The 25,571-nt window shown below is 42.1% G+C and carries 26 protein-coding genes; 16 read left to right on the forward strand and 10 right to left on the reverse strand.

Translation table 11 applies throughout. From position 1 onward, the window contains the following. Window positions 1–145 precede the first annotated feature (145 nt). The 6 genes from ACRHOZ_RS01395 (at window position 146) to ACRHOZ_RS01420 (ending at window position 6,252) form a co-directional block, all read left to right on the forward strand. Window positions 146–1,459, forward strand: coding sequence for a gluconate:H+ symporter (locus tag ACRHOZ_RS01395; RefSeq protein ID WP_431121526.1), 1,314 nt, complete (start codon window positions 146–148; stop codon window positions 1,457–1,459). Window positions 1,460–1,464: 5 nt separating this feature from the next. Beyond that, the gene (locus ACRHOZ_RS01400) at window positions 1,465–1,932 is read left to right on the forward strand and encodes a RidA family protein (protein WP_431121528.1); all 468 of its coding nucleotides are present in this window, start codon (window positions 1,465–1,467) and stop codon (window positions 1,930–1,932) included. A gap of 63 nt (window positions 1,933–1,995) precedes the next feature. After that, complete coding sequence (locus tag ACRHOZ_RS01405) at window positions 1,996–3,060, forward strand: dipeptidase (RefSeq protein WP_431121530.1); 1,065 nt, start codon at window positions 1,996–1,998, stop codon at window positions 3,058–3,060. A 72-nt stretch (window positions 3,061–3,132) separates the two neighbouring features. Further along, the gene (locus ACRHOZ_RS01410; RefSeq protein ID WP_431121532.1) at window positions 3,133–3,732 is read left to right on the forward strand and encodes a TetR/AcrR family transcriptional regulator; all 600 of its coding nucleotides are present in this window, start codon (window positions 3,133–3,135) and stop codon (window positions 3,730–3,732) included. A gap of 68 nt (window positions 3,733–3,800) precedes the next feature. Then, entirely contained in the window at window positions 3,801–4,907 is a 1,107-nt protein-coding gene (locus tag ACRHOZ_RS01415) for a helix-turn-helix domain-containing protein (protein ID WP_431121534.1), read from the forward strand. 181 nt (window positions 4,908–5,088) lie between these two features. Next, window positions 5,089–6,252 carry a hypothetical protein gene (locus ACRHOZ_RS01420; RefSeq protein ID WP_431121536.1) on the forward strand — a complete coding sequence of 388 codons (1,164 nt, stop codon included), beginning with the start codon at window positions 5,089–5,091 and terminating at the stop codon, window positions 6,250–6,252. 83 nt (window positions 6,253–6,335) lie between these two features. Here ACRHOZ_RS01420 and ACRHOZ_RS01425 read toward each other — a convergent pair whose 3' ends face one another. Further along, entirely contained in the window at window positions 6,336–7,898 is a 1,563-nt protein-coding gene (locus ACRHOZ_RS01425) for a PorP/SprF family type IX secretion system membrane protein (RefSeq protein WP_431121538.1), read from the reverse strand. A gap of 152 nt (window positions 7,899–8,050) precedes the next feature. Here ACRHOZ_RS01425 and ACRHOZ_RS01430 point away from each other — a divergent pair, with 152 nt between their 5' ends. Continuing rightward, the gene (locus tag ACRHOZ_RS01430; RefSeq protein ID WP_431121540.1) at window positions 8,051–8,506 is read left to right on the forward strand and encodes a SixA phosphatase family protein; all 456 of its coding nucleotides are present in this window, start codon (window positions 8,051–8,053) and stop codon (window positions 8,504–8,506) included. On the opposite strand, the gene ACRHOZ_RS01435 is transcribed toward ACRHOZ_RS01430, so the two are convergent. Next, complete coding sequence (locus tag ACRHOZ_RS01435) at window positions 8,507–9,247, reverse strand: DUF6503 family protein (RefSeq protein ID WP_431121542.1); 741 nt, start codon at window positions 9,245–9,247, stop codon at window positions 8,507–8,509. 68 nt (window positions 9,248–9,315) lie between these two features. Here ACRHOZ_RS01435 and smpB point away from each other — a divergent pair, with 68 nt between their 5' ends. After that, complete coding sequence (smpB, locus tag ACRHOZ_RS01440) at window positions 9,316–9,777, forward strand: SsrA-binding protein SmpB (protein ID WP_431121544.1); 462 nt, start codon at window positions 9,316–9,318, stop codon at window positions 9,775–9,777. Window positions 9,778–9,781: 4 nt separating this feature from the next. Here the strand turns inward: smpB and ACRHOZ_RS01445 are convergent, their stop codons facing one another. After that, window positions 9,782–10,423 (reverse strand): protein-L-isoaspartate(D-aspartate) O-methyltransferase, encoded by a 642-nt coding sequence (locus tag ACRHOZ_RS01445; RefSeq protein WP_431121546.1) that lies wholly within the window; start codon window positions 10,421–10,423, stop codon window positions 9,782–9,784. Window positions 10,424–10,538: 115 nt separating this feature from the next. Here ACRHOZ_RS01445 and ACRHOZ_RS01450 point away from each other — a divergent pair, with 115 nt between their 5' ends. Genes ACRHOZ_RS01450 through ACRHOZ_RS01485 form a run of 8 tightly spaced genes read left to right on the forward strand, consistent with a single transcriptional unit; the run spans window position 10,539 to window position 17,948 of the window. Then, window positions 10,539–11,498 (forward strand): Gfo/Idh/MocA family protein, encoded by a 960-nt coding sequence (locus ACRHOZ_RS01450; protein ID WP_431121548.1) that lies wholly within the window; start codon window positions 10,539–10,541, stop codon window positions 11,496–11,498. Window positions 11,499–11,532: 34 nt separating this feature from the next. Continuing rightward, the gene (locus tag ACRHOZ_RS01455; protein ID WP_431121550.1) at window positions 11,533–12,420 is read left to right on the forward strand and encodes a 3-hydroxyacyl-CoA dehydrogenase family protein; all 888 of its coding nucleotides are present in this window, start codon (window positions 11,533–11,535) and stop codon (window positions 12,418–12,420) included. A gap of 3 nt (window positions 12,421–12,423) precedes the next feature. Continuing rightward, window positions 12,424–13,659: a DUF1015 domain-containing protein gene (locus ACRHOZ_RS01460; RefSeq protein WP_431121552.1), complete on the forward strand. Its 1,236-nt coding sequence runs from the start codon at window positions 12,424–12,426 to the stop codon at window positions 13,657–13,659. A 5-nt stretch (window positions 13,660–13,664) separates the two neighbouring features. Next, window positions 13,665–14,324: a YggS family pyridoxal phosphate-dependent enzyme gene (locus ACRHOZ_RS01465; RefSeq protein WP_431121554.1), complete on the forward strand. Its 660-nt coding sequence runs from the start codon at window positions 13,665–13,667 to the stop codon at window positions 14,322–14,324. 22 nt (window positions 14,325–14,346) lie between these two features. After that, on the forward strand, window positions 14,347–15,708 hold the full coding sequence (locus ACRHOZ_RS01470; protein WP_431121556.1) for an exonuclease domain-containing protein: 1,362 nt from the start codon (window positions 14,347–14,349) through the stop codon (window positions 15,706–15,708). Then, the gene (locus tag ACRHOZ_RS01475) at window positions 15,705–16,544 is read left to right on the forward strand and encodes an ion transporter (protein WP_431121558.1); all 840 of its coding nucleotides are present in this window, start codon (window positions 15,705–15,707) and stop codon (window positions 16,542–16,544) included. Before ACRHOZ_RS01470 ends, ACRHOZ_RS01475 begins: the two co-directional genes overlap by 4 nt. Beyond that, window positions 16,541–17,464 carry a tRNA (adenosine(37)-N6)-dimethylallyltransferase MiaA gene (gene miaA / locus ACRHOZ_RS01480; protein ID WP_431121560.1) on the forward strand — a complete coding sequence of 308 codons (924 nt, stop codon included), beginning with the start codon at window positions 16,541–16,543 and terminating at the stop codon, window positions 17,462–17,464. Before ACRHOZ_RS01475 ends, miaA begins: the two co-directional genes overlap by 4 nt. After that, window positions 17,457–17,948 carry a gluconokinase gene (locus tag ACRHOZ_RS01485; protein WP_431121562.1) on the forward strand — a complete coding sequence of 164 codons (492 nt, stop codon included), beginning with the start codon at window positions 17,457–17,459 and terminating at the stop codon, window positions 17,946–17,948. Before miaA ends, ACRHOZ_RS01485 begins: the two co-directional genes overlap by 8 nt. Window positions 17,949–18,007: 59 nt before the next feature. On the opposite strand, the gene ACRHOZ_RS01490 is transcribed toward ACRHOZ_RS01485, so the two are convergent. From ACRHOZ_RS01490 to recN, 7 genes are all read right to left on the reverse strand, one after another. Continuing rightward, window positions 18,008–18,721 carry a response regulator transcription factor gene (locus ACRHOZ_RS01490; protein ID WP_420399972.1) on the reverse strand — a complete coding sequence of 238 codons (714 nt, stop codon included), beginning with the start codon at window positions 18,719–18,721 and terminating at the stop codon, window positions 18,008–18,010. Between the two features lie 5 nt (window positions 18,722–18,726). Further along, window positions 18,727–20,313, reverse strand: coding sequence for a sensor histidine kinase (locus ACRHOZ_RS01495; protein WP_431121564.1), 1,587 nt, complete (start codon window positions 20,311–20,313; stop codon window positions 18,727–18,729). A 77-nt stretch (window positions 20,314–20,390) separates the two neighbouring features. Continuing rightward, the gene (gene coaE / locus ACRHOZ_RS01500; protein ID WP_431121566.1) at window positions 20,391–20,978 is read right to left on the reverse strand and encodes a dephospho-CoA kinase; all 588 of its coding nucleotides are present in this window, start codon (window positions 20,976–20,978) and stop codon (window positions 20,391–20,393) included. Then, a complete protein-coding gene (locus tag ACRHOZ_RS01505) occupies window positions 20,975–21,931 on the reverse strand; it encodes a CdaR family protein (RefSeq protein ID WP_431121568.1) in 957 nt (318 codons plus the stop codon). The genes coaE and ACRHOZ_RS01505 overlap by 4 nt, the downstream gene beginning before the upstream one ends. Beyond that, window positions 21,931–22,941: a glycosyltransferase gene (locus tag ACRHOZ_RS01510; protein ID WP_431121570.1), complete on the reverse strand. Its 1,011-nt coding sequence runs from the start codon at window positions 22,939–22,941 to the stop codon at window positions 21,931–21,933. Before ACRHOZ_RS01510 ends, ACRHOZ_RS01505 begins: the two co-directional genes overlap by 1 nt. Window positions 22,942–22,997: 56 nt before the next feature. Further along, a complete protein-coding gene (locus tag ACRHOZ_RS01515; RefSeq protein WP_138833641.1) occupies window positions 22,998–23,810 on the reverse strand; it encodes an enoyl-ACP reductase FabI in 813 nt (270 codons plus the stop codon). Window positions 23,811–23,901: 91 nt separating this feature from the next. Continuing rightward, entirely contained in the window at window positions 23,902–25,554 is a 1,653-nt protein-coding gene (gene recN, locus ACRHOZ_RS01520; RefSeq protein ID WP_431121573.1) for a DNA repair protein RecN, read from the reverse strand. Between the last annotated feature and the right edge of the window lie 17 nt (window positions 25,555–25,571).

The following is a 25,571-nucleotide window of genomic DNA, read 5'->3' on the forward strand; positions in this document are numbered from 1 at the left end:
CACTATAAATCAAGCCCTAACTTTATTAAAAGTTGGGGCTTTTTAATTTTTTTCAATTCACACCATATAATCACAAAATAGCATGTATCTGAATGCAATATTTCATTGCAAATCTTTATTTTAGGGGTTTTTATAAATTCCAGCCATGCCAATTGTAATAGCCGTTCTCGGCATTTTAATCCTGTTTGTCCTAATAGCCCGATTCAAATTGAATGCCTTTTTGGCTTTCATCATTGTTTGTCTTTTCGTTGGAATTTTCCAAGGGATGCAGCTTCCGGATATTGTCCAATCCATACAGCGCGGAATAGGCAATACGCTGGGCTTTCTTGTGCTTATTTTAGGTCTCGGTGCCATGCTGGGTAAATTGGTTGCCGATAGCGGTGCAGCCCAACGGATCACCACCAGATTAGTGGATGCCTTTGGAGTTAAAAATGTGCAATGGGCCATGGTGGTCACCGGTTTTATTGTGGGAATTCCCATGTTCTATTCCGTAGGTTTTGTGATTTTGATCCCTTTGGTTTTTACCATTGCCATCTCTACGGGTTTACCGCTTCTTTATGTAGGCCTTCCCATGCTGACTTCACTTTCAGTAACCCACGGATATCTTCCTCCCCACCCTGCGCCAACAGCTATAGCGGCCATGTTCAATGCAGACATTGGAAAAACCTTGATGTATGGTATTATCATAGCGATTCCTGCCATTCTGGTGGCCGGGCCTTTGTTCGCTAGAACCATTAAAAAAGTAGAAGCCAAGCCCCTCAAAGAATTTTATAATCCTGTTTTAATCCCTGAAGAGAAATTGCCCTCCACAGCCATCAGTATTTTGACTGCACTTTTGCCCATCATCTTAATAGGCCTTGCCATTGCTGCGGAAAATCTGCTGCCCGAAGGAATTCTGAGGGACATTATGATGTTTCTTGGTAATCCCGTGATTGCCCTGCTCATTTCGGTTCTCATGGCCATATACACCCTAGGAATTGCAAGAGGCAAGGACATGAAAACGGTAATGCAATCCATTTCCACATCCGTCTCCACCATTACCATGATTCTATTGATCATTGCAGGAGCGGGTGCGCTTAAAGAGGTTTTAATAGATAGTAAGGTTAGCGAATATATCGCTTCCAGTTTGGAAGGTTCAGCCGTTTCTCCCCTGGTCTTGGCTTGGTTGATTGCAACTGCCATTCGGGTTAGCGTGGGTTCTGCCACCGTCGCTGGACTAACAGCTGCGGGTATCGTACTACCTTTGGCTTCCAGCGCCAATGTAAGTGCCGAACTCATGGTTTTGGCCATAGGTTCTGGTAGTCTAATGCTGTCCCACGTCAACGATACAGGGTTTTGGATGTTTAAAGAATACTTCAACCTTTCTGTAAAGGAAACCTTGTCTACCTGGACCGTAATGGAAACCCTAGTGGGTATCATGGGACTGTTGGGTGTCCTGGCAATGAATATGATAATCTAAATATTATGAGTACATCACCTTCGGAACGTATAAAAGAACTAGGCCTTGTACTGCCGCCTGCACCTCCCCCAGCTGGGGTCTACAGACCTATTTTGATCGTCGACAACTTTCTGTATGTATCTGGGCAAGGTCCCGTAAATCTGGATGGTTCCCTAATGAAAGGGCGAGCTGGTGATGACCTGGACATGGATGCCGCCAAATTGGCCGCAAGACAGGTTGGCCTGACTATGTTGTCCACCATAACCACGCATTTTGGAAGCTTGGATCGCATTGAGCGTGTGGTCAAAGTACTGGGAATGGTCAATTGTACTCCTGATTTTGGGAAACAACCCTATGTGATCAATGGGTTTAGTGAGCTTATGGCCGATGTCTTCGGAACTGAAAATGGGATAGGTGTTCGAAGCGCTGTTGGCATGATGCTTCCTGAGAATATTCCGGTGGAAATAGAGGCCATGTTCCAGCTCAAGAGTTGATATCTTGATTTTGGACAAGATTTATTTCAATATTTATTTCAATATTTATTTCAATTCATTTTCATGCTGATTTTTGATGCACACTTGGATCTGGCCATGAATGCCCTGGAATGGAATCGAGATCTTAGACTTCCTGTTTCCGAGATTCGTGAGCTGGAAAAAGGGATGACAGATAAACCAGATCGCGAGAAGAACACTGTCTCTTTGGATGCAATGCGCAAAGGCAATGTAGGACTCTGTGTAGCTACGCAGATAGCCCGCTTTTCGGACCGAAACAATCCACTTCCCGGTTGGAACTCGCAACAGCAAGCATGGGCCCAGACCCAAGGGCAGTTGGCTTGGTACCGAGCCATGGAAAAAGAAGGAGAAATAGTTCAAATTTCGGATCTTCCCAGTTTAAATGCACACTTGGAGCTATGGCAAAAAACCGGCGGCCACAAGGCGATTGGCTATATACTTAGTTTGGAAGGTGCAGATTCCATCGTGGACATGGACTATCTGGAGCAAGCCCACGCATCGGGGCTTAGAGCCATTGGACCTGCCCATTACGGTCCCGGGGTGTATGCCCATGGAACGGATTCCGTAGGAGGTATTGGCGGTAAAGGAAAAGAACTCTTGAAAAAAATTGAGGAGTTGAATCTCATTCTTGATGCCACGCATTTATGTGATGATAGTTTTTGGGAAACCATGCAATGCTACAATGGCCCTGTATGGGCCAGTCACAGTAATTGCAGGGAATTGGTAGAGCACAATCGCCAATTTTCGGATGATCAAATTAAGGAATTGATACAGCGCAAGGCAGTTATTGGGATACCACTTGATGCTTGGATGATGGTTCCAAACTGGGTGCGCGGCAAGTCTGACCCCAAAAGTATGGGGGTAACCCTTGAACAGATGATTGACAACATAGATCATATCTGCCAACTAGCCGGCAATGCGGATCATGTTGGAATAGGAACGGATTTGGATGGGGCTTTTGGCAAGGAACAATCCCCCGCTGACCTGGACACCATAGCAGATTTACAGCAGGTTCCAGGACTATTGTCTCAAAGAGGATACCAAGCAGAGGACATTGAAAATATTATGAACAGAAACTTTATTCGCTTTTTACAGCGCGTCTGGAGGTGATGTTAAAAATTTCAGCATGTTGATACCCAACAGTATATTTTTATATATTAGCTACGACCAACTAAACCCAAAATGTCTACCAAAGCCGAACGAACCACAGCTTATATCATAGAGACAGTTGCGCCCATTTTTAACAAGTTTGGTTATGTGGGCACCAGCATGAGCGATCTTACCGAAGCAACGGGACTTACCAAAGGGGCCATTTACGGAAATTTTGAAAACAAGGAATCCCTTGCCATGTCGGCGTTTGAATATAACCGCAACCATTTGTTGGCCATTATTGACGATAAACTGGCGGTGGAAGGAAGAGCCATGGATAAAATTCATTCGCTGTTGCGATTTTATAGGCAATATGATGTGTATACCTTGCCCATGGGCGGATGCCCCATAGTAAATGTTGGAGTGGACGCACAGCACAACAACCATTTGTTGGCTGCTGCGGTTAAGGAAACCATTAAAGAAATTGAAGGAAAGATTGCATTGGTCTTGGAAAATGGCTCCAAAAATGGTGAAATCCATATACCCGTACCCCCACTTCAGTTTGCCAAGCAATTGTTTACTATGCTTCAAGGGGCAATTACCATGTCCACAATGACCAGAGATCGCAAATACTTGGTCAATACCATCGCGTATTTGGAGCAATTGGTAAAAAGGGAGATTAAAAAGGATTAAATTTATTGGGCTCCATTCTTTTTGGGAATGGTCTTGGATAAACGGAATAACCGCTCTTAATTAACCCAATGAACAGTATTGAATATTTGTTTTCACTATTTGCATTCCTTGCTGTTGTTCTTGCCATTTTATTATTTCTTAAGAAAAAAGGTAATCGCTACGCCAATCGCCTTTTGGGTATTTATGTATTGCTTTTTGGATACAATGTGTTTTATAATATTCTATACTGGTCTGGTAAACTGTACAGTTTGGAATTTATCAATCTCTTGTTTACCAATATGTTGGTGTGGGTTTTGTATGGCCCCATTCTATACTTTTATGTAAGAAAATTGGTGAACGGCAAATCCATTACCATAAAGGATACAGTTCACTTTATTCCCTTTATCCTGCTTCTTGTCAATCACTTTAAAGTGCATTGGATGGCTCCCGAAACCAAACTTGAGTTGTTCCAAAACGGCATTATTGTACTTTCCTTTATCTATTTCAGTCCGCATACCGGCAAGCTTATTATAGCATTGATGGTACTTTATTTCATTCTTATTTGGGTTAAACTACGGAAGAGTGTGGTAAGCCATAACCAAGGGATTTGGCTTAAATGGATCGCATTTTCCTTTTTGGGCTACGTGGCGTCCTTTACTTCTTTTTTTGTGCTTAGTGGCTTGGGAGTTCTTCAACCGGCTCATGATTACATCATAGGAGCGGCCATTATCTTTTTTATTTCCATGTTGGCCTATTTCGGATTTGTACAACCCGAAGTATTTGAAGGTATACCCATGAAAAAGATTGTGCCTTTAATCAAATATAAAACTACTGGTTTAACCAAGGACTTTTCTCTAGAGCTCAAAGAAGAATTGTCACAATTGATGAAGGAGCATAAACCGTATTTGAACAGTGAATATCGATTGGCCGATCTTGCCGAAAAGCTTAACATTTCCCGGCATCATTGCTCTCAGGTTATAAACGAGCACTTTGACTCTAATTTTTTCAATTTCATTAATCAGTATCGAATAGAAGAGGCCAAGAAAATGCTTAGACAGTCCGATACCCAGAGCATTTCAGATGTCATGTTTGCCTGTGGTTTCAACAATCGTGTCTCTTTTTACAATGCCTTCAAAAAATTCACGGGAACCACCCCAAAAACCTTCCTTGACCCGGACAATAAAGAATCCGCCTGAACACGCATATTTGCCAGCACTAAACTGCAGATTTCAACTGTAAACCTTTATAAGGACTTATAAACTCTTGCCCATTTCTACATTCTTTTGTTTGGGAAAGTATACAATATCCTAGTTAATGGATGAGTGGTATTTTCTCGAAATTTTGAAAACATCCCTTTGAAGGGAATAAAACCATACCATGAAAAAGAACCTTTTTTTATTTCTCCTCGTTTCCTTTATTTCTTGCAGTTCCGATAGTTCATCCCCAGATGATTCGCCGCAAGAAAACCCAGTATTCACTAGCATCAGTATCAACGCTTCCAACGGTACCCAACTAGATCTTTTTGGCACTAATACCACTACTCTCACGGCAACCGGAAGAGACCAGTTTGGGGACAACATCACAATACCAGGCACTGTAAGTTGGACAGCCAACAATAGTAGGGTTAGCGTAAATAGTGATGGATTGGTAACAGGTCAGCAAGTGGGAAGTTCCTCGGTCACCGCCAGTTCAGGAACGATTACCAGAACCATTTCATTGACGGTAGTGGACTCTGAACCACAAGCCGGGACATTTATTTATGTAAGCGATGCCGCCGACTTCACAACCGGTCCATGGAAAATCATGAGGTACGATGAAAATGGCCAAAACGGCACCACATTTATCGATGCCGACCTGGCTTGGCCCCAAGATATCATCTTTCTTGAAGACCAAGGACAAGTATTGATTTCCAATTTAAGCTCTGGCAAAATCAATAGATATGATGCAAATACCGGGAACCTTATTGGAAGTTTTGCTACTGGAATAGATGGTCCCACGCGGATGAAAATCGGATTGGACAATTTGTTATATGTACTGCAGTGGGACGGCAATGGTCGTGTACTTCGGTATCAGCTCAATGGCACCTTTGTGGATGAATTTACAAGTGTTTCCGTTTCACGGAGCATAGGTTTGGATTGGGATTCCAATGGGGACTTATATGTTTCTTCCTTTGATGGAGCATCAGTTAGAAAGTTTGATGCCAATGGTAATGACCTAGGATTGTTCATCTCCTCCGGGGTTCAGGGACCTACCAATATTTGGTTCGATGAGAATGATAACCTATTTGTGAATGACTGGACTGGAAACAAAGTAATCCAGTACAACTCAAATGGCAATTTAATAGGTGATTTTGTTTCTTCAGGCTTGAATCAACCGGAAGGAGTAGACTTTTTCCCCAATGGAAATTTCTTGATAGGCAGTGGGGGCACAGGCGAGGTAAAGCAATATAATGCCGATGGGGACTTTATCAATAATCTCGTTTCCTCTGGAGCTGGTGGGTTGGTCAGGCCCAATGCAGTACGAATCAGGATTGTTGAATAGGCAAAATTTAGGGTGCGGAATTGGTAGGGTAGTTTCACTTCATTTAATTTCCAATTACTGTGGAAGCGGTTAGGCCAAATGGCTTAATCGCTTCGTACCCTAAAAATCCAGGTTTTATCCGGATATTTTCCATCCAACTTGCTGTCTCGCGCCCTGCGGGCTTCGTTCATAGTGTTGTAACGACCCAAATACACGTACCTATACTTATTCAAAGCTCTATAAAAGGATTTAGGTTTCAATCCGTCCTTGGTAAGTTTGGCCATGAAAGCATCATGATATTTCTTGGTTCCGAAGACATTGGCAATCAGATAAAATCCAGGTTCAAGACCATCGGCACTGGCCACCTCCTCATATTTTTCATTGCCTTGCAGTTCTACCTTTTCATTTTGAGTTTTGGCTATGCTGTCTTTCCGTTTCTGCTCCGCCAGTAATCTGGCCCTATCCAATGCTGCGGCAGCGATGGAATCCTGCTTTCTCTGTTCTTCAACAGCCTCGCGCTCCTGTTCTATTCGCTTTTGTTCAGCTGCCAAACGATCTTCTTCTTCCTGCTGTTTTCTTTCTTCCTGCTGTTTTCTTTCTTCCTCCTTAAGGTTTCGGTTTTCTTCCTCTTGCCTCCTGTTTTCCTCTTCCAGTTTTTGGTCCTCCAATTCTTGCCTTCTGACTTCCTCCTGCTGTATACGTAAGCGGGCAAGTTCATCATCTTTTTCCCAATCAAAGTCCACCACTTTTTTCCGGTTATCAGATGCTACGCCATGATAGGAAAGAATGAGCTCAAATGTTGATTTCTCATCCCTTAACGCATTATCCGTGCCCTTTTCAATGAGGCCGCCAATGGAAAATTGATTTGCAAAAGTTATTCCTATCCCTCCTGAAATGCCATAAAAACTGTTGTACCCTCCCTGAGCCCAAAACCTTGAGGTAGATAGCAACCCGTTGATTCCAAACTGGGTATCCTCATCCGGAATAGTTTTTAAATAGATCATCGGCCGCACAAAACTATGCCCATGTCCGTTAAGCAATGAAACAGGAAAATCATTGCTTATGGTTCCTACCACAGCTGTTCCCCCATCCCCCTTACCTGTGCCACTCTCAGAAAAGTTTACATCAATGGCATTTTCTATTGCCAAGCCCAAATTAAACTGGTTTACTTGTAAGCGAACTGCTGGTGAAAAGGTTAGGATAAAGTCATTTGAGGCTTCCAACTCCGGTAAATCGATATCTGGATTGGGAATAAAGCGGTCATCTGCAAGTTTTTCCCTAAAACCAAAAACGTTGGCCCCCACAAATATTCGAATGTCATTTTCCAATGGAAAAGCATGTACATAGTTCAGGTTCAAACCCGTATTCAAAAATGTACCTGTATTGTGTTGTAAGAATCCTACCCCAGCCGCCGCATTGGAGTTTATGAGTTGGGTGTAATTCGTAAAAATAGTAGTAGGGTCACCGTCAACCGTCTGCCATTGCCATCGTGTCCAAATGGACATTGCATTGGGCCTGTTCCAATCCAATGCTAAGGTTGGGTTCAAAAGGCTGGCATTGAATTGGCTCAGGTTATGCTGCCGAAAATCAGCAGGCAAGGTGCGTTCCTGTGATCTAAGAATCGACACAGGAAGCAGCAATAAAAGCCATGCCAAATGTTTGAGCATACGATAAACTAAAATTTAAACGTTACTTTTAAACACAACAAGTGTAAAATTCAGGGAAACTTAGATCAGTATTTATGCGAATGACCAAGCTTATTATCGCCATTGCATTTTGTTCTATTGCAGTTGTGGGATGCAACGAGACAACTAAAGATATGGAAATTACAGAAGATCCCGTGATTTCCACATTTTATTTTATCCGGCATGCAGAAAAAGACAGAACTGATCCCGAAAACAGAGACCCCGAATTGAATCAGGATGGTTTAAACCGAGCCATCAAATGGGCCGAAGTGTTTGACCCAATTGAGTTGGATGCCGTGTATTCCACCAATTATGAGCGCACGTCCATGACTGCTGCTCCCACTTCCGTGAAAAAGAACATTCCCATTAAATATTACGATCCAGCCTCCATCGATATCGAAGCCTTTAAAAGTACCAACGAACGATTAAGTGTGCTGGTGGTTGGACATAGCAATACAACTCCGGACTTTGTCAATAAAATGTTAGGGGTTGATAAATATCAGCCAATGGATGATACAGATAATAGTAGCCTGTTTATTGTCCGGATTATTGACGGGGAAGCCACAGATCTTCGTTTACAAATAGACTGATCAGGGAGTCACCTCAATATCCGTAAGTTCAATTTTGGACAGGAGTTCCAAGTCACCTTCTTCAAACATTTTGCCAATTTCCAATAGAGCTGTTCCCTTTGTTTTGGGTTTGAAGTTGTTGTAATCCACAAAGCGTATTCCTTCTACGAATCTTTCATTGTACGCTTCCCTAAAACGCTGTCCTCCACCATCTGTGTGATAGTCGTAGGCCAGATAATCCACCTTAAAAGTTTCGGTATTAAACCAATAGATATAGGTGTCATCAAAATCCTTTCCGCCCCCTTCTTGCTCAAAGGTAACCTTTAGCTTGAAATAGGGCACTCCTTTGATGGTCTCGGTTCCCAGTAGCTCTTTGTTTACCGCCCTGTCGTTCAAACCGTAGGGCAATCGCGCAAAATAGTGTACCGAGTTTACAGAATTTGCATATTTGAATGCCAAAGTATCCGGTAAGGACACCAAGGAATCATTGAAATAGCGTTTCAAATCGGAATTGGTCTTAATATCCTTGATGTTCACTGAATCCAAATAGGTGATACGTTCCAAAACTTTCTTCCCATTTTCTATCCGTGAACTGTATTTTCTACCTCTAAACTTGAATGAGCTTCCATGGGTCATGTACAAAAGTCCACCACTGACTTCAATGGATTTGTCCACAATTTCTTGGGCCGTTAGTTGGGTTTTGGATTGTTGTTTACAGGACAGGGTAAGCACCAAAATCAATCCAAAAAAAACAGGTTTCATAAAAATCGGTTTCATAGATAATCGTAAAATTCAATACAACATTACAAAGAGTTTCTATTTTTGTCCCAATGCAGAAAAACATTAACATAAAAAACAAGCGCGCCAGATTCGATTATGAAATTTTGGACACCTATATGGCTGGGATAGTTTTAGGCGGAACCGAGATCAAATCCATTAGATTGGGAAAGGCCTCACTATCCCAGAGTTTTTGTGAGTTTAATGAGCGCGGGGAGCTTTTTGTGATAAATATGCAAGTGGATGAGTATAGTCATGGAGGGTATTACAACCATAAGCCCAAGGCGGAGCGCAAACTCTTGCTTAACAAAAGAGAATTAAAAAAATTGCGTAGGGAGGTAACCACTTCTGGACTTACCATAATTCCAATCAACCTTTTTATCAATGAAAAAGGGCTTGCCAAAGTAAATATTGGTCTGGCAAAGGGTAAAAAACTTTACGACAAAAGGGAAACAATAAAGGACAGGGACAACAAACGCGATTTATCCCGTATCAAAAAAAGTTTCAACCGTTAAGGAATCAGTTCTTGTTTTCTAACAGAGGTACAAACCTAAAGGCTCCCAACTCTTGTTTTTCAAATTCCTTTTCAGATTTACGGGTGAACAAAGTCATGGTCTGACTATCCACACCCACAGGAATCACCAGTTTTCCCCCAACTTTCAATTGGGACATTAGGGCCTTGGGTACTTTTGGAGCTCCAGCTGTTACAATGATACCATCAAAGGGAGCCTCTTCCGGTAAACCCTTGTAGCCATCACCAAAAACCACTTTTTTGGGCCGATAGTTCATTTTGGTGAAGAACAACTTGGTCTTTTTAAATAGTTCTTGCTGTCGCTCAATCGTATAAACTTTAGCCTTTAGGTGCAATAAAACAGCCGTCTGATATCCACTTCCCGTACCAATTTCCAAAATGCTGTCGTTGGGTTTTATCTGCAACAGTTCTGTTTGGAAAGCAACGGTGTAGGGCTGGGAAATAGTCTGTTCCGCCCCAATGGGAAAGGCCTTGTCCTGATAGGCATGATCCTCAAACCCACTATCCAAAAAAAGATGTCTGGGAATCGTCTTGATAGCATCCAAAACGTTCTTGTCCGCTATTCCCTTGGCAACCAATACATCGGCCAATTGGTTACGCATACCCTTATGTTTGTGTGTGTCTTTCATGGTGTTGGTCTGGCCCACGAATTTAAAAAGTTCCCTTGAAAATTAATAGCGGGTTGCCAGCTAATTTTCATGGAAGAGTGGTGCCATATCCTTATTTTTGACAAAAACAATGGGTATGCTAAAAGTAGGCGTCCTTGGTGCCGGACATTTGGGTAAAATCCACCTAAGGCTCTTAAACGAATCGGAGAAATACGAACTTGTTGGTTTTTATGATCCCGATGAAATCAATGCTAAAAAAGTAGCGGCCGAGTTTGGTTACTCCTACATAGAAAACATCAATGAATTAATTGATTTGGTGGATGTGGTGGACATCGTCACTCCCACCCTTTCCCATTTTGATTGTGCCAAAAAGGCCATTGAAAAAGGTCGGCATATCTTTATTGAAAAACCGATTACCAACACTTTGGATGAAGCCGAACAACTGCTCGGACTAGTGAATCAACACAAGGTAAAGGGGCAGGTGGGGCATGTGGAGCGATTCAATCCTGCTTTTTTGGCGGTCAAGGATAAGATTGATACACCCATGTTCATCGAAACACATCGGTTAGCCGAATTCAACCCAAGGGGAACGGATGTTCCCGTGGTTCTAGATCTTATGATCCACGACATCGATGCCATTTTAAGCGTGGTAAATTCCGAGGTGAAACAAATCAACGCCAGTGGGGTTTCCGTCATTAGTAAATCTCCCGACATTGCCAATGCGCGTATCGAATTTGAAAACGGTTGCGTGGCCAACCTTACCTCCAGTAGAATTTCCCTGAAGAATATGAGGAAATCAAGGTTTTTCCAACGGGATGCATATATCTCGGTGGATTTCTTGGATAAGAAGGTGGAAGTGGTGAAGATGAAAGATGCCCCGGAACAACCCGGGGATTTTGACATGATCTTGCAAAATGCGGAGGGAGAAAAGAAGCAAATCTATTTTGAAAACCCCAACATTCAAGCCAATAATGCCATTTTGGACGAGTTGGAAACCTTTGCAGATGCCATCAATACGGATACAGAGCCCATTGTGACCTTGGAACAAGGAACCAAAGCCCTCCGCGTGGCCTTACAAATTATTGAATCCTTCTAAAAGTGATTCGCTTAAGCTTAAAGCAAACTGCCTTATGAAAACTATAGCTGTAATTGGAGCTGGAACCATGGGAAATGGAATTGCCCATGTTTTTGCCCAAAACGGATTTCAAGTCAACCTTATTGATATCGCCCAAACATCCCTGGACAAAGGTTTGGCAAACATTGCCAAAAACCTGGATCGTATGATTGCCAAGGAGAAAATTTCCGCAGAGGACAAGAAAAACACCTTGGAAAACATTACAACCTTTACCCTGTTGAAGGAAGGCGTAGCCCAAGTGGATTTGGTGGTTGAAGCAGCTACCGAAAATTTGGACATTAAACTGGGTATTTTTAAGGAACTGGATGAAATCTGTGACGCAAAAACCTTGTTGGCCACTAATACCTCCTCCATTTCCATAACTCAAATTGCCGCAGCTACCAACAGACCAGAGAAGGTCATTGGGATGCACTTCATGAATCCCGTTCCCATTATGAAATTGGTGGAAATCATCCGTGGTTATAGCACTTCGGATGAAGTCACCCAAACCATTATGGACCTCTCTTCAAAATTGGGCAAAACACCCACAGAGGTCAACGATTATCCTGGTTTTGTGGCCAATCGTATTTTGATGCCCATGATCAACGAAGCCATTGAAACGCTTTACAATGGAGTGGCAGGCGTACAGGAAATAGACACCGTAATGAAATTGGGTATGGCCCACCCCATGGGACCATTGCAATTGGCGGACTTTATTGGACTTGATGTTTGTCTATCCATTTTGAAGGTCATGTACGACGGGTTCAAAAACCCGAAATATGCCCCGTGTCCCCTTCTGGTCAATATGGTTATGGCCGGTAAACTTGGTGTAAAGTCTGGAGAAGGATTCTATGATTACTCCGAGTCCAGAAAGGCGGAAAAAGTTGCGAAACAATTTAGCTAGGGCATGGCCATCATTAAACCTTTTAAGGCCATTCGTCCTGCCGAGGATAAAGCTTCATTTGTGGCTACTCGCTCCTATGAGGAATATTCAAAGGACGAGCGTAAATCGGTTTTAAAGTACAATCCCTTTTCATTTTTACATATTCTGAATCCTGGATTTAAGTTCCATAAAAACATTTCAGGAAAAGAACGGTTTAGGTTGGTTCATAATCGGTATTTGGAATTTTTAGAAGACAATATTTTCCTTAAGGATGAAGAAGCCTGTTTTTACCTGTATCAGATATCCAAGGGTAGTTTTAGGACCCTGGGATTCTTCTGTGCTTGCAGCGTCTTGGACTATCAGAACGATGTTATCCGAAAACACGAGGATACCATTCAGCGAAGGGAAAAACTGTTTGCTGATTATTTGGATACCGTTGGGTTCAATGCAGAACCGGTTTTGATGACCTATGCCGATAATTCCACGATCAATGCCCTATTGGGCACCGAGGCTTCCAAAACTCCCGTATACAATTTTACCACTACAGACAAGTATAATCATCAGCTTTGGAAAATTGAGGATTCCGTGGCCATAAAGCAGCTCCAAAATGCCTTTAAAGATATGGATGCGCTTTACATTGCCGATGGTCACCATAGAAGTGCCTCCTCGCATCTGTTGGCCGAGAAGAAAAAAGCTAAAAATGACGAACATTCGGGAAATGAGGCCTACAATTATTTTATGGCCTATCTCATCCCAGAAACAGCAATCAAAATCTACGAGTTCAACCGTATGGTAAAGGACTTAAATGGTCATTCCAAGGAGGAATTTTTGATTCAGTTGGATGAACTTTTTAGGATTGAAAAGAAAGACGATGGGCTATATAAACCTACCCAAAAACATCACTTCAGTATGTACTTGGATGGGGAGTTCTATTCCCTCTATTTGCGCAAAAAAGTCTATAAGTTTACCGATGCCCTTAGCGAACTGGATACCCAAATCTTATACAAGACCATTTTGGAACCTATCCTGGGTATTCATGATTTAAGGAACGATAAACGTATTTCCTATGGATATGGTAAGCACAACGTCATTCAAATGAAAGACGCCGTTGACAGTGGAAGTTTTGCGGTAGGCTTTAGTTTGGTGCCCACTAGCATTGATGAAATCAAGGCCATTGCGGATGCAGGTTTGGTGATGCCACCCAAGAGTACTTATATTGAACCGAAACTCCGCAGTGGGTTGGCTATTTACGAATTTTAAGCATCATGTCAATTAAAGAGAACCTTAAAAACATCGATGATTCCTTACCAAAGGAGGTCACCCTTGTCGCCGTTTCCAAAACCAAACCTGTGGAGACTATACTAGAGGCCTACGAGGCTGGCCAAAGGGTTTTTGGAGAAAACAAAATCCAGGAAATGGCCCAAAAGTGGGAGCAACTTCCCAAGGATATTGAATGGCATATGATCGGTCATGTGCAACGGAACAAGGTAAAGTATATGGCCGAGTTTGTTTCAATGATTCATGGGGTGGATAGTTTGCGATTGCTTGTGGAAATTGATAAACAAGCTAAAAAGCACAATAGGGTTATCCCTTGTCTTTTACAGATGCATATTGCCGAAGAATCCACCAAATTTGGTTTGGATGAACAAGAGCTACATGAAATTATATCCTCAGAGACCTTTGCCCAACTAGAGCATGTCCAAATCAAGGGCTTAATGGGTATGGCTACCTTTACTGACGATCAGAAGCAGATACGAAAGGAATTTGCCCATTTGAAATCCATATATGACAAAGTGCATGGCCAATTATTGGACATTTCTGTACTCTCCATGGGTATGAGTGGGGATTATTCCATAGCCATGGAGGAAGGTAGTACCATGGTGCGCATAGGAAGTAGTATCTTTGGGGCACGGAATTATAACTAATCCCTTTTTTCCAACCATATTCATGTACGCCGTACTCGATATAGAAAGCACCGGAGGTAAATACAACGAAGAGGGAATCATGGAAATTGCAATCCACAAATATGATGGACATCAAGTAGTGGATAAATTCATGAGCCTTGTCAATCCAGAAAGGGAAATCCAACCTTTTGTTACCAAACTTACTGGCATCAACAACAAAATGCTGCGTACCGCTCCCAAATTCCATGAGGTGGCCAAGCGTATAGTGGAAATAACAGATGGAGCCATTCTGGTAGCACATAATGCCCAGTTTGACTATAGAATCTTGCGTACCGAATTCAGAAGATTGGGATATGATTTTCAACGAAAGACCCTTTGTACGGTTGACCTTTCCAAAAAACTGTTGCCCGAGGCAGAATCCCACAGTTTGGGCAAATTGGTAAGATCGCTTGGGATTCCCATGAGCGATAGACATAGGGCCAATGGCGATGCCATAGCTACCCTTAAATTGTTTAAAATGTTACTGGACAAGGATTCAAGCAAATCCATTGTCAAGGAGGTTATCCGCAAAGAAACCGAAGGAGAACTCTCTCCCACCCAATTGGATATTGTATCCGATCTACCTTCGGAAACCGGAGTGTACTATATGCACGATAAAGAAGGAGAAATCATTTTCCTGGGAAAGACCAAGAATGCCAAAAAAAGGGTCAACCAGCACTTTACCAATGTAGGGCAACTGGCCCGTAAACTCCAGAAAGAAACCAAAAAAGTCTCCTTTGAAAGAACTGGCAGCGAACTGGTGGCCATTCTCAAAGAGTATCAGGAATTGCGAAACAACAACCCCAGGCATAACAGCATTACCAAAAAGAAGTTGTTTTCGCACGTCATTAATTTCCATCAAAATGGCACCCCACATATTGAAATTGAAATTGTAAAAAACAAATTTCGGAAGAAGCAGAACTTAGGATTCAGCGGAGTGGTTTCGGCCAAAAATTTTCTGGTAAAAATTAGTGAAGAGTTCTCGATTTGTCCCTCCTCACTTGGGTTGGATGTTGATTGCAAACACAGTCAAAATGGATGCGCCCAGATGTGCAACGATATTGAAAATGCCCCAGTTTACAATCAAAAAGCCAGTTCGGCATTCCAAAAATACAGCCTGTTGGACAAGAACATTGCCATTTTGGATAAAGGCAGGGAGGTGGGGGAACGCAGTTTTATCTTGATCAAAGAGGGTATTTTAAAAGGCTTTGGATATGTGGAACTCAACCATCAAATAAATAATATTCATATCTTAGAATCCATTATAACCCCTATGACCAGCGACGAGAATACTACCTTTATTGTAGAATCGTACCTAAGAAAAAACAGTAGGCTCAAGGTTTTGGAGTTAACCCCTACCGCTTGAAAGCACATAGAGTACATTCGGGTTGGAAAAACACGCTTCATGAGATTATTTATGAGGCCGATACCCCGTTGGGTAAACTTTTCGACTTAGTTCTGATCATTTTAATTGTGCTCAGTGTTGTTTTGGTCATGCTGGAAAGTGTCAAGGAAATAGACATGCACTACCACAAAACTCTGCTTACACTGGAATGGGTGGTCACCATCTTTTTTACCTTGGAATACATTGCAAGACTTGTTAGCATAAAGAAGCCCTGGAAATATGTTTTCAGTTTTTACGGTATTATCGATTTTGTCTCCACCATTCCGCTGTACCTCTCCTATATTTTGGCTGGGTCACAGGTGTTATTGGCTGTACGGGCCTTTAGATTGCTTCGGATTTTCAGAATTCTGAAGTTGGTGAAATTTATGGGCGAGGCATCCCAGTTAAAAGCGGCATTAAAAGCAAGCAGGGCCAAAATTGCTGTTTTTATCTACGTGGTCCTTATCCTTTCCGTGATCATGGGAACCGTAATGTACCTAATAGAAAGCGACGAAGCCGGATTTACCAGCATTCCCAGAAGTATATACTGGACTATAGTAACCCTGACTACCGTGGGTTATGGCGACATTGCCCCACAAACCAACTTGGGGCAGTTTTTAGCCACCGTCATCATGATTTTGGGTTACGGAATCATTGCTGTACCTACAGGGATTGTTACTGTTGAATTCTCTAGGCATAAAAAGGGACAAACCGCCGCCAGTGTGGTACATACCAATACCCAAGCCTGTCCAAGCTGTTCAGCGGAGGGGCATAGAGACGATGCCACCAACTGTTATAACTGTGGTGATCTATTATGAATTCCAAGATCTTGATTGCCGTGGTGGGGCCTACTGCCATTGGAAAGACGGCTCTGGGCATACAAATTGCCCAACAGTTTAACACCGAAATCCTTTCTGCGGATTCACGCCAGTTTTTCAAGGAAATGCGAATTGGTACCGCGGTACCTTCCAAGGCCGAACTCAGAACCATTCCTCATCATTTTATTCAGCATAAAAGTATTGAAGAACCTTATTCTGTGGGCGATTTTGAACGTGATGCGCTAGCAAAACTTGAAGCACTTTTTCAATCCAAGGATATTGTGGTTATGGTAGGTGGAAGCGGGCTTTATGTGGATGCAGTTGTTCAAGGTTTGGATGATTTCCCAAATGTAGACCCTTCCATCAGAGACCTCTTAAATGAAAAATTGGAAACAGAAGGATTGGAAGCCTTGCAATCTGAACTGAAATCCAAAGACTCGAAATACTATCAAATGGTGGATTTGGACAATCCGCATCGGCTCATCCGTGCCTTGGAAGTTTGTATCGCTTCAGGTAAACCCTACTCCTCCTTTCTAAAACAAAAGAAGGATATTCGGCCCTTTCAAACCTTGTATGTGGGGATTCACGCAGATCGTGAAATCATATACAATCGTATCAACGAGCGTGTTGACATTATGATGGAGCAGGGATTGTTGGAAGAAGCAAAAAGCCTGTACCCCCATAAGCAGCTAAACGCACTTCAAACCGTTGGGTACAGGGAACTTTTTGAGTATTTTGATGGTAAGATCGATTTGGATTTCGCCATCTCTGAAATCAAAAAAAATACCAGGAGATTTGCCAAAAGACAGCTTACCTGGTTACGTAAAAATGAGAACATTCTATGGGTGGATTTTGATACGGATATCAAGGAAGTCTCAAAGAAAATCAACATTGAATTAAAAAGAATACAAAGTGAGTAAGATAACGGTATTGATCGTCATGGGAGTATCTGGAACGGGTAAGTCAACCATTGGAACCATGCTTTCCAAACAACTGGGAATCCCATTTTTTGATGGCGATGACTATCATCCAGAAGCCAACGTTAAAAAAATGTCGGCTGGTCAACCCTTGAACGATCACGACCGACAAGGCTGGCTGATCCGCTTGAACGAATTGGCCAAAGAACACCAAAAGACGGGAGCCGTTATCGCATGCTCGGCATTAAAACAAAGTTATCGGGATTTGTTGGGGCAAGGAATGAACGAAAAACTGGCATTTGTATTTTTGGAAGGCTCCTTTGAATTAATAAAATCTAGGTTGGAGAACCGCAAGGGGCACTTTATGACCTCTACCCTACTGCAATCCCAGTTCGATACCTTGGAGCCCCCGGAGGATGCCATCACAGTATCCATTGCCCTACAACCTGCTGAAATTACGAATCAGGTTATTCAACAGCTTAAATAGCAATTTTTCGGCATAAAAAAACCACCCAATTGGGTGGTTGATTATATATGGTGTGCTTTCTATTGATTTTCCGCTTTGACCACCAATCTAAATCCTTCTCCGTGAATATTCAGAATTTCGACCACATCATCGCGCTTCAAATATTTCCTTAGTTTGGCAATGTATACGTCCATACTTCGGGAAGTGAAATAATTATCGTCCCTCCAGATTTTGGTCAATGCCAATTCCCTCGGCATTAGGTCATTTTCATGCAATGCTAGCAAACGCAACAGTTCATTTTCCTTGGGAGACAATTTAATAGGCTCTTCTTCCAAATAAGTGAGGAACCTAAGTTTTGAATTTAAATGGAAATTACCAATTTGAAATTCAAATTGCTTGCTGTCTGCCAACGTGCTTGAAGCCTTTCTTTGAAGTATTGCTTTAAGTTTCATCAACAATACCTCAGAATCAAACGGCTTATTCAAATAATCATCGGCTCCAGCCTTATATCCTTTTAGTACATCTTCTTTCATGGTCTTGGCCGTGAGGAAAATGATTGGAACGTTTTCATTCTTTTCCCGTATTTCACGAGCTAGGGTGAATCCATCCTTATAAGGCATCATGACATCCAGGATGCACACGTCATAATTGTCCTTTTTGAATTTTTCAAACCCCTCCATTCCATTTTTGGCCAACACAACATCAAAGTCGTTCATGGACAAATAATCCTTGAGCACAATCCCAAAATTGGGGTCGTCCTCCACTAAAAGAATTTTCTTTTTCTCTGTCTCCATATTTTCTAAATTAAGGGTAGTTTTATGTAGAAAGTACTTCCTTTTCCTTTTTCACTTTCTGCATAAACCTCTCCCTGATGATCTTCTATTATTCGTTTAACATAGGCCAAACCTAAGCCGTGACCTTTTACATTGTGTATGTCGCCGGTATGTTCCCGGTAAAACTTCTCAAACACTTTTTTGAGAACCGCCTTGCTCATTCCAGCACCTTGGTCTTGTATTTTGATTATGATGTTGTTCTTTGCCAGCTCTGTATATACATCAATTTTGGGAGATTCTGGTGAATATTTGACGGCATTGTCCAACATGTTCACAATAACGTTGGTAAAATGCGTGTCATTTGCCAGAATTTCCGATCGTTCCGCATCCAGATGTGCATTCACATAACCGCCTCTATCTGCAACAATCAATTCAACATGGGTAATGGCATCCTCCACAATCTCATGAACATCTACCCGATCTTTACTAATGTCCAGCTGATTTTTCTCCAGTTTGGATATCCGAAGTACATTTTCAACCTGGGCATGCATCCGTTTATTTTCATCTTTGATCATTCCCAAGTACCTTAATACCTTGTCCTTGTCCTCAATAGATTTTGGATTTCGAATGGCCTCCACCGCCAAATTAATGGTCGCGATGGGAGTTTTGAACTCATGGGTCATGTTATTGATAAAGTCGGTCTTGATCTCTGAAATCTGTTTCTGCTTTATCAATTGATAAATGGCACTGGAATAGGCCACCATGATTACCAAGGTGAAAATCAAAGATAAGAGCGCCATACCCATAATGGACTGGAACAAAAACTTGTTCATGGATGGAAATGTAAGCAACAATGAAAAACTGGTCTGCCCTTCACTGTCCTTGAAAATCCGAGCCTCATACATTTTAGATTCCGAAAACTTGAATTTTTTAGATCTAATCTTAGTAGGATACCCTTGGCTATAGACTCCGTACTCATAGTCAACGTCAATGTTCCTATCTGTCAATTCTTGGCTCAACAATAGTTCCAGCTCTTGGGTGCTCACCCGTTTATGAATAGGTTGACTTTTGGCGTATTCCATGAACACATCTTCCATCGCCAATTTTTCAATACTGGAAAGTCCGCCAATTTTTTCAGCTCGTTGAATGGGTGTTAAGCTGTAACTTTTCCCGTCCAAACCATATTCCTCCCTAAACACGGCCTTTGTCCGTTTGCTGGTGAAATTGGTTATGGTGGTGGAATCCACGTCCCCCTGTAAATTATTATCAAAGAACGTTGATGATATATTGTAATCCTCTTCCAAAATTCCATGGGAATAGAAGAGAATCTCATCAGAATTTAAATCTCTATCAACAAACAAAAAATTTCTGAACTGTGTGGTTTTCGGTTGCCCAACACTATCTACCAAGGAAGCCAAACGATCTGAATAATCCTTCATCTCCCTTTTCTCCACCCTACTCGCTACTCTATCCAGTATATCGGTGACCGTTCTTGAGAATTGCTCCTCCTTGTCATTTATCGAAGTTCTTATCCAGTATACTTGAACAAAGATTATCCCGATAAGGGACAAGCTCATAAGAATGACGAGAAGAACAAATAACTTCTTGTTCATTGGGGTAAAATTAGAAATTTAACATTTAGGCCTTTTATCGTTTAACCTAACCTTAACAAAAATGTTAAAATGATCCTTCAATTTGCTTGATTTGCAAGTGTTTCATGAAGTTTTATCACCTGTTGGCGCGTATTTTCCAAATCCAAATTATCGATTATGAAGTGTGATAAATCTTCCTTTTTATCATCTTCAAGTTGGTTGCGCATACGATCCAAAACCTGTTCTTTTTTAGCTTGGTCCCTGCGCATTACACGCTCCAATCTAATTTCATAGGGAGCTGTCACCAAAATGATATGATCATATTGATCCTGCATTCCGTTTTCAAATATCAAAGCAGTTTCCTGGATCACATATGGGCCCTCCTGTTCCATAACCCATTGGGTAAAATGTTGTCGTACTGCTGGGTGCACTATCTCATTCAGTGCTTTCAAAAGTTCTGGCTGGGTAAATACTTTGGAAGCCACAAAAGCTCTGTTCAAAACTCCGTCTTCATAGGACGCCTCTCCCAACAATTCCACAATAGCCTCTTTTACCTGGACAGAACTGGACATCAAATTTCTGGCTTCCACATCCGAATCATAGACCGAAATTCCCAGTTCCCTAAACATTTCAGCCACCGTGCTTTTACCACTCCCAATGCCTCCTGTTAGCCCTACAATCCTCATTGCTGTTCCAATACAAAATTAACCTTGTTGACCAAGGGCCTTAGATCATATACTTTTTCAGGGGTTTCCTGGATTTCCAAGAACAATTCGTTGCTATCGGAATTTCTCAGTTGTCGATAATCCGCAATGACCTTAATATCCGCAGCGGAAAGGGACTTTAGTCGCTCTACGGTTGCCTTGCAGAGCACAGAAACCGAGTTGGGAAAGGTTTTGATTTGGTACCCTTCAGGAAGATTGACCACCTTTACAGGCACCTCAAAAACTTCTTCGGAAAATTTCATGACAGTACCGGACACTTCCACCCTATTGGTAGAAAAAATACTGTTGACCAAGTTTCTGGGAAATATCAAAAGTACATCTTCGGAAAAATCAGAAGACACTTGGGCCAATTCCAATTTGGATGTGAAAATATGCCTTATAGTGTCAATCTCCTTTTTTGGTCCCTTAACCGTTATGGTTGCAGGCTTGATGATAGGTTCCCCATCCAAAATAAAGTTTTGTGCAAACTGTACGTCCAGTTGGGCCACAACGGGCACCTCCTTGGAGCTTACCTGATATAGGTCTACCGTTAGCTGTCTTCTATCTAGATCCAAGAGCGAAATGTTCTGGGACAACTGCTGCTCAATTTGTTTTTTGAGGGCATCTTCCAAAAGCATGTATCTTCCGTTCCGATATTGAACCTCTCCCAAATTAACATTGACCCTTTTGTTCCAAAACTTATAGTACAAGAACTGAAATCCACTGGTCCGAAGTTTAGCCTCCATGGTGTTAACGGCATTGTTCCCGAGCAGCAAAGTGTCTGGCAAGTTCCTATAATTCAAATCCAAATTGACCCTGGATTCATAGGACTCGGATAAGTTGCTTAAAAACCAAGCAAGGAAGGAACATAGTAAAAAGATGAAAAACACTTTTACTTTTCTTCTATTGAGGCCTTGCAAGAATTTTTTGACCACTATGATTTTCTTTTGAAGAACAATTTTGGAAACAGCTCCTCTGGTTCCTTCTTACTAAAATTAAGCAAGATTGTGGATTTAAGGAAACCCAACCCATAACCCGTGAATTGGGTAAGTGCCGCAAAAATGGCATAAAAAGCAACCACAAGATTCTTGTTTTGGACTGCGGCACCTACAAACAAGAGGGCAAAATAAACACCATACAGCAGCAAGGGTAGGTAAATTTTAGCAATGAGCAGCACAATCGATGCAATCAGTCCCAACATAAAAAAACTAGGGAACCAATAGGTCAGTTTGGCGGTGCCGGGATGCCATTGGTTTAAAATGGGCCTTACACTTCCAAATTTATTTACCTGAATATAGAATTTGTTCCAGTCAATCCGTCGTTTGTGGTAGACAAAGGCTTTGGGAAACAATCTGGAATCAAAACCCGCCTTCCAAATACGAAAGGTGAGGTCTGGATCTTCCCCGGGGTGAATCCTCCCAAACCCTCCTGCCTTTTCAAATGCCGTTTTGGAAATTCCCATATTAAAACTTCGTGGCTGGAATTTACCCACTGATTTTTTTCCTCCTCTGATTCCACCTGTGGTAAATATTGAGGTCATCACATAGTTGATAGCCTTCTGAACTGTTGTAAACGACTCGTGTGCCGCATCTGGGCCTCCAAAGCAATGTACAAAATTGGCTTTGAGCTCTTTTTCAACCTCAACCAGATATTGGGGAGGCAAAATGCAATCGGAATCCAAAATGATAAAATAATTCCCTTTAGCCTTTTGCATTCCAAAATTTCGGGAATCCCCAGGGCCTGAATTAGGTTTGAAATAATAAGAAATGTTCAGATTTTCATTGAATCCTTCTACAATATCATCAGACCTTTCCGAAGAACCGTCCTCCACAATTACCACCTCAAAGTCATCCGTGAATTCTTGCTGTTGCAAACTTTGCAGCAGTTCGCGTACCTCATCGGGTCTATTGTAAACCGGGACTATTATGGAAAAAAAAAGGTTCATCCTTAAACACAAAAGCCATCCCAAACAAGGATGGCCTCCACTATCTTATTTAAATATTATTCACTGAACTCATCAATGACTTCTTGGCTTACCCCAGTATTGGAGAAACCACCATCATGGAATAGGTTCTGCATGGTCACTTTTCGGGTTAAATCAGAAAACAGGCTGATGGTATAATCTGCACAATCCGCAGCTGATGCGTTGCCCAATGGTGACATTTTTTCGGCATAGTTGATAAATCCACCAAAGCCCTTCACACCCTGCCCGGCAGTTGTTGGGGTTGGCGATTGGGATATGGTGTTGACCCTTACCTTCTTCTCTTTTCCGAAGAAATAGCCAAAACTTCTGGCCACAGATTCCAAATAGGCTTTATTGTCCGCCATATCATTATAATCTGGGAAGGTACGCTGGGCCGCCATATAAGTCAAAGCGACAATACTCCCCCATTCGTTCATGGCATCCGCCTTAAACAGGGTCTGCATTACCTTATGGAACGAAAGAGCGGAAACGTCCCAACCCTTGGTAGTGAAATCGTATTTTTCATCCGTATAGGCGCGTCCTTTACGTACGTTGACAGACATTCCAATGGAGTGCAGCACGAAATCCAATTTACCCCCCAAAATTTCCATGGATTGGCTTACCAAATTTTGCAAATCCTCCTCACTTGTGGCATCTGCCGGAATAATTTCCGAATTGGTCTTTGCAGCAAGTTCTTTGATTTGTCCCATTCGCATGGCGATGGGTGCATTGGTCAGCACAAAAGTCCCACCTTCCTCATGAACACGCTCTGCAGTCTTCCAAGCTATGGAGTTTTCATCCAAGGCTCCAAAAATGATTCCTCGCTTACCTTTTAAAAGATTGTATGCCATTCTTATTGTATTGTTTGGTTTAGCGGCAAAGATATTTATTCTAATTGATTTTCGTCCGCTCTTATTGAAGTTCCACACCTGCGGACATTTCCTATTGCAATAATTGCTTGGCATGTGCCAAAGCGGAATCGGAAAGCGCTTTTCCACCTAACATTTCTGCCAGCTCTGTTACCCTTTCTTCCTCATTCAATCGCTTCATTCGGGTACTGGTGCCAGATGCACTCTCCTCTTTAAAAACCTTAAACTGATGACTCCCCTTGGATGCAACCTGGGGCAAGTGGGTGATGGAAAAAACTTGCATGGTTTGGCTCATCTGTTTCATAATCTCCCCCATACGGTTGGATATTTCTCCTGAAACACCGGTATCTATCTCGTCAAACATCATAGTGGGCAATTGTTCAAATTGCGCCAGCAGGGACTTTATCGTGAGCATGATTCTGGACAATTCACCTCCAGAAGCCACTTTCTTTAACTCCCCATATGCTGAACCCTTGTTGGCGGAGAACAGGAATATCAAATCATCTTTTCCGTTGGATTTGAAGGCATCCGAAGGATGGACCTCTATTTTAAAGGTTGCCGAGGGCATTCCCAAGGCGTACAGGTTTTCCTGAAGGGTGTGTTTTAGTTTGGGGATGGCCTTATTTCTGGCCTCTGTGATTTTTCCAGCCCAAGTGTCCGCTTTCTTTGCTACCAGCTGCAGTTCTTGTTCTTTTTCCAAGATATTGGACTCGATGTTTTCTACGGCATCCACCTTTGTGCTTAAATCCTTCTTAATGGCAAGTAGTTCTGCAACGGAATTTACCTGATGCTTTTTTTGAAGGTCATATAACAATTGAAGTTGACCATTTATGGCTTCCAATCGCTCAGGATTGGCCTCTACCTTGTCCTTCAAAACTTCCAATTCACCTGCCACATCGTCCATTTCAATAAAAATGGATTGCACCCGTTCGTTGAGCTTGGCATAGGTATCACCAAAATCCGCTAAATGTTGAAAGCTGCGTTTTAAATCGGCCATTCTTCCCAATAAGCCCAATTGCTCGTCATTAAGCAGTTGATGTCCTTGGGACAACTGCTCCATAATTTGCTCTACATTATTCAATTGCTCATATTCCATCTCCAATGCTTCCTGCACTCCTTCTTTGAGCGGTGAGGCTTCCAGTTCTTTCAACAAAAAACTGTTGTAATCGTGTTCTTTATTGGAGTTGGCTTGAAATTCCTGGAGTTCCCTTAACTCCCTGGATACCTTTCTATAAGACTCCAAATGGGTTCTATAGGTATGCAGGTTGTCTTGGTTTCCTGCGAGGGCGTCCACTACCTTAAGTTGGAAATCATTTTCGGTCAAGCGCAGGGTTTGATGCTGTGAATGGACATCTACCAACCGTTCTCCCAATCCTTTAAGGATATCCAAAGTTACCGGCGAATCATTTACAAAGGCACGGGATTTTCCGCTGGGTAAAATTTCACGGCGTAAAATGGTATCGTGTTCGTAATCCAAGTCATGGGACTGGAAAAAACCTTCCAAGCTGTATTTGGATATGTCAAACTCAGCCTCAATAATACACTTTTGCGCTTGATTTTTTAATGAGGTTAAATCCGCCCGATTTCCCAACACCAAGGAAAGTCCGCCCAATAAGATGGATTTACCAGCTCCAGTCTCGCCCGTAATGGTAGTGAATCCAGCTGCAAACTGCACGTTCACATCATCAATCAAAGCATAGTTCTGAATGGAAAGATTTGTTAGCAACTTAGCGGATTTTCCCC

It is taken from the genome of Flagellimonas flava (assembly GCF_050617915.1).
GTDB lineage: Bacteria > Bacteroidota > Bacteroidia > Flavobacteriales > Flavobacteriaceae > Flagellimonas > Flagellimonas flava_A.